A 3,679-nucleotide genomic window follows, 5' to 3' on the forward strand; every position below is an offset into this window, starting at 1 on the left:
TTGACCTCGTCAGAGAGATCCAATGTTAATCGTGGCATAGCTATAAACCTCCAAGGTCACCAAGTCAGCCATACGGTAAATATACTGCAAATTTAATGAATTCTCCAGTAAGGGTAAAGGGTTGTGGCATTATTAAGCTAACCGGTGTTCCACATAAATGATCCACGCGGAACATAGCACAGTTGATGTGTGACTTTTGTTGTATCACTCACAGGCAGTAGCCGCTACTGAAATACAGGTTTTGATGGGTAACCACATTTCCAACCGTGAAGGATCGCCAGGTTCAGCAGGTAAAAAACCATACTGCTGATAAAAAGGCACTACTTGAGGTGTCATCGGATCCACAAACAAACCAATCGCCGATATTTGCTCTGCCACCAAAAACGTTCGGTAGATGGCATCCACTAATAACCGCTCACCTAACCGCTGCCCTTGCTGAGAACGATCGACTGCAAGTCGTGCCAGTTTCACCGCATTTAGCGGATGAGGGTACTTTTTATAATCTTTATGATCGGGCGGCGTTGTCACTGAGTAGCCGGTCAGGGTGTGATAGCCAAGAATGGCGGTCGGCTCAGCACTGGAGCACGCGACATACGTTTTTGAGATCTGTTTTGCGGCCTTCTGCCGTGCCTGCCTTTGTAGAAACTGGTTCAACGCATTCACACCGCAATCAAACGCTTTTCGATCATGCGCGGGTGTCAGCTCTTCAATGATTATCGACATTCACCGAATCCCTGTAGCGCTGGGCCGCTGCAACCAGTTTCTGGTTCGGTTCAGGTGGGTTCTCCAGTGCCGCAACCAGTGCCTCAGCGCCAGCCATGGAGAGTTGTAATGTTTCGGTTTGTGCCAGGACATCGCGGGCTTTTTCCAGTGCCGATTCAATCAAAAACTGTGAGAGTGTAGCCCCAGAATAGTCCGCCGCGCGCTGAATCATTTCTTGTATATCAGTGGAGACACGCGCCACCAGGCGCGTTTCTTTACGCTCGGAATTGGGTTGAGTAGCCATTATGCTGATTCCTCTTGTCTTTATGTGTGTCATTATGGCACACATAATTGTGTGTGTCACTCTGGCATACATATTTCAATCGCCAGCACACTCGGCATGGTCCTGCGTCTGCACATCCAATCCTTTGCTATTGTTGGGCTACAGCCGGTTTGGCGTCATTTTTCATTATATTAGATTTCACGCACTTAGTAATACGTATTACCATTTCTGATAGTATAATACTGTTGTAGCCCAAAAATAGCCGATAACAGAAGTTACCGGAAATTTTTTTAAGACAGTTTTGGTATTCGGGGTGGGGTCGGAGCACTAAGGGCACTAGCAGAGGTAAAATGAGGAAAAAGATTCGTTTTCAGGACAGTTAAATTAAAAAATATGCTAATTTACTGCCTTTCTTAAAATATACGATTGAGTTTAATAACCAAGGTTGCTTCTATATGCTCTTTAGAACGACAAAGTGCTCCCAATACAATCATCCTGAGCTTTGTTTCTCATGTACAACCGATGTCGTACCTCAACAAGATATTGATTGGTTTATTGCACATCTAGAGACTGAGGTGGCTAACGGTGTAACATTTAAAAGTGGCGAGTTTATGCAGCTTGGATGGATGCTGAACCAGCTTGAAATGCACTCTGATAAGAGTATTCACATCTTAGAGCCAAACATGAAAGATGTTCCTATCGTGTTTATCGACTCAGTTACAAGCACACTAAAACACTTTAGAGAGCAGCAAGATATCGTTGATAGTTGTACGTTAAATGTTGCCCCAGATTTCCCGTCATTAAGAACATCTATTATTGTTAGTGAGACATTCCAGGCTACAAATAGCTTTTATATGGCGAGAGAAGTAGCTGAAAACACTGAATCTGGCTGGTTTTTTAAGGATCTTAACGCTGAAGAAGACGAATACAGTGTTCTCTCACTATATGACTTTGCATGTAAGCGTCCAGATTTAATAAAGTTTCTCGCATTACCTGTAGGTTTGGGAGTACTTTTGAGGGATGGGGATTGTTATAGGCTAGTAAAAAATGACAGAGAAGTGCAAATTAAGGCTAACTCTTACCTAGATCAAATAAACTCCACTCGATAAACGAGTGGAGTGAGTCATACACCTTATAAAATACTGGGTGATTCTCCCTTAACTGCACCGGCAAAGTAAGCATCTAAAGCTTTTAAAGGATCATGTATAAGGTGGTAATTTTTAAAATCACCACCTTTTACATAAAATAATCCTCGATGTTGGCCAGTGAGATCGCAAACAATCAAATCTGAATTTGAGCACTGAATAAATACCCTTAAATCACTGCCAGGTAATTTATCATACATAAACTTTGCACTGGATAAATCCTGCTCATGATCCTCACAGAAGTTTTTGATTTCTCGCCAATCGTTAAAACTAGAGGGTAAATCGTAGCCATATAGCCCCCGTCCTTTTGCCACAGCAAGGCTATCCATTTTTTCATAAAAGCAGCCAAAGCCAGCAGGTAGACAAGAAAAGTACTCCTGTAAATAGTCTGTTGTTGCGGCTTCAGAAGGATTGGTAACAGGTATGCCTGCTGTGATTAACTTATGACCACACTTAAGTCCCCACCAATAAGACTTATGCTCTTTTCCAAGATCATTGAGTCCAATACCTATCGAGATACTCTCTAGCAATTGGATTCTAGAGCATTCAGTTGTTAGTACCTGATACAGTTTTGGAAATGACGTCTTCAGTCCACTAAAAAAGGCTTCATTTCCATTATCTATTGCACAAAGTAATTCATCTGGAATTCGAGATACAGCCTCTTCTGGAAATTTAGAAGAAACCATATAGCAGGCATTAAATTCAGAAAAATCATTTTCTGTATTTGACATACTCACTATCCGCCATTTTGTTTAAGATATAACTTAATCTGCTTTTGTATTCTGTCTCTAGCAGCTATTTGCCTTTCTTCTAAATTCATAAGGTAGTTCGGATCTAATGCCTCACCTTTATAAGTCTTCCAATCTCTACCAATTAAATTACTCTTGGATTCATTTAAGCTCTTTGGCAACGCTTGGATATTATCAAGACCGACTGTGTCGTGAACAATTGCTTGCTGCTGAGATTTAGTTAAGCGATTAAAGCCAGTCATTTCGCGTATTTTACTGACAGGGTAAACATGGTCTGGAGACATGACAACATCTTTACCCGGCGTGACTAATTTGTTCGTTAATGGATCAAGGTATTGCTTACCTTTTACACTATCTCTCATCTTTTGAGTGGTTGAGCTAAATCCTAAACCATCTAGCTTTTCCCCTAAAGGACTAACTAAATTCCCATCATCCGTAAGCGTTAACTTGGGTAAATCATCATGGCCACGGTTTCGACCTACCACCGTTTTCCCATTAACGGTTTTATAATGATATCCATTGGGTAGTGCAGGTAAACCATTATTAGAGCCTGTTGAACTGCCTATATTAGTCTCACCACACTTCCGCGTAGACCCATTATGCACCAACGCCCCTTGCTGCCCCACAAAGTACGTGTGGTAGTCCTTGACTTCCAGGTTGTAGACGCTTTGGAGTGCGGGTTTGTATTCCGTGTGTTGGACGGTGAGCGGTTGCAGGCTTTGACTGACGAGCTTGTCACCGGCTTTCAGGTCTTTGGCGGCTACCCATTGGTTGTCGGTGGTTCTAAAGGGATGCTCACC

At 42.4% G+C, this 3,679-nt stretch carries 5 protein-coding genes; 1 reads left to right on the top strand and 4 read right to left on the bottom strand.

Going from position 1 to position 3,679, the window contains the following annotated elements:
* Positions 1–204: 204 nt before the first annotated feature.
* Positions 205–723 carry a GNAT family N-acetyltransferase gene (locus F607_RS0125455; protein ID WP_027710272.1) on the bottom strand — a complete coding sequence of 173 codons (519 nt, stop codon included), beginning with the start codon at positions 721–723 and terminating at the stop codon, positions 205–207.
* On the bottom strand, positions 707–1,006 hold the full coding sequence (locus F607_RS0125460) for a type II toxin-antitoxin system TacA family antitoxin (protein ID WP_038292297.1): 300 nt from the start codon (positions 1,004–1,006) through the stop codon (positions 707–709). Before F607_RS0125460 ends, F607_RS0125455 begins: the two co-directional genes overlap by 17 nt.
* Positions 1,007–1,440: 434 nt before the next feature.
* Between F607_RS0125460 and F607_RS0125465 the strand changes: the two genes are divergently transcribed.
* The gene (locus F607_RS0125465) at positions 1,441–2,094 is read left to right on the top strand and encodes an immunity protein Imm33 domain-containing protein (RefSeq protein ID WP_027710274.1); all 654 of its coding nucleotides are present in this window, start codon (positions 1,441–1,443) and stop codon (positions 2,092–2,094) included.
* A gap of 23 nt (positions 2,095–2,117) precedes the next feature.
* Here the strand turns inward: F607_RS0125465 and F607_RS0125470 are convergent, their stop codons facing one another.
* Together F607_RS0125470 and F607_RS33270 are read right to left on the bottom strand one after the other, a co-directional pair.
* A complete protein-coding gene (locus F607_RS0125470) occupies positions 2,118–2,861 on the bottom strand; it encodes a hypothetical protein (protein WP_027710275.1) in 744 nt (247 codons plus the stop codon).
* 5 nt (positions 2,862–2,866) lie between these two features.
* A partial coding sequence (locus F607_RS33270; protein WP_051311836.1) for a polymorphic toxin-type HINT domain-containing protein occupies positions 2,867–3,679 on the bottom strand: 813 nt, incomplete at its 5' end.

This window comes from Zooshikella ganghwensis DSM 15267 (genome assembly GCF_000428585.1).
Taxonomy (GTDB): Bacteria; Pseudomonadota; Gammaproteobacteria; order Pseudomonadales; family Zooshikellaceae; genus Zooshikella; species Zooshikella ganghwensis.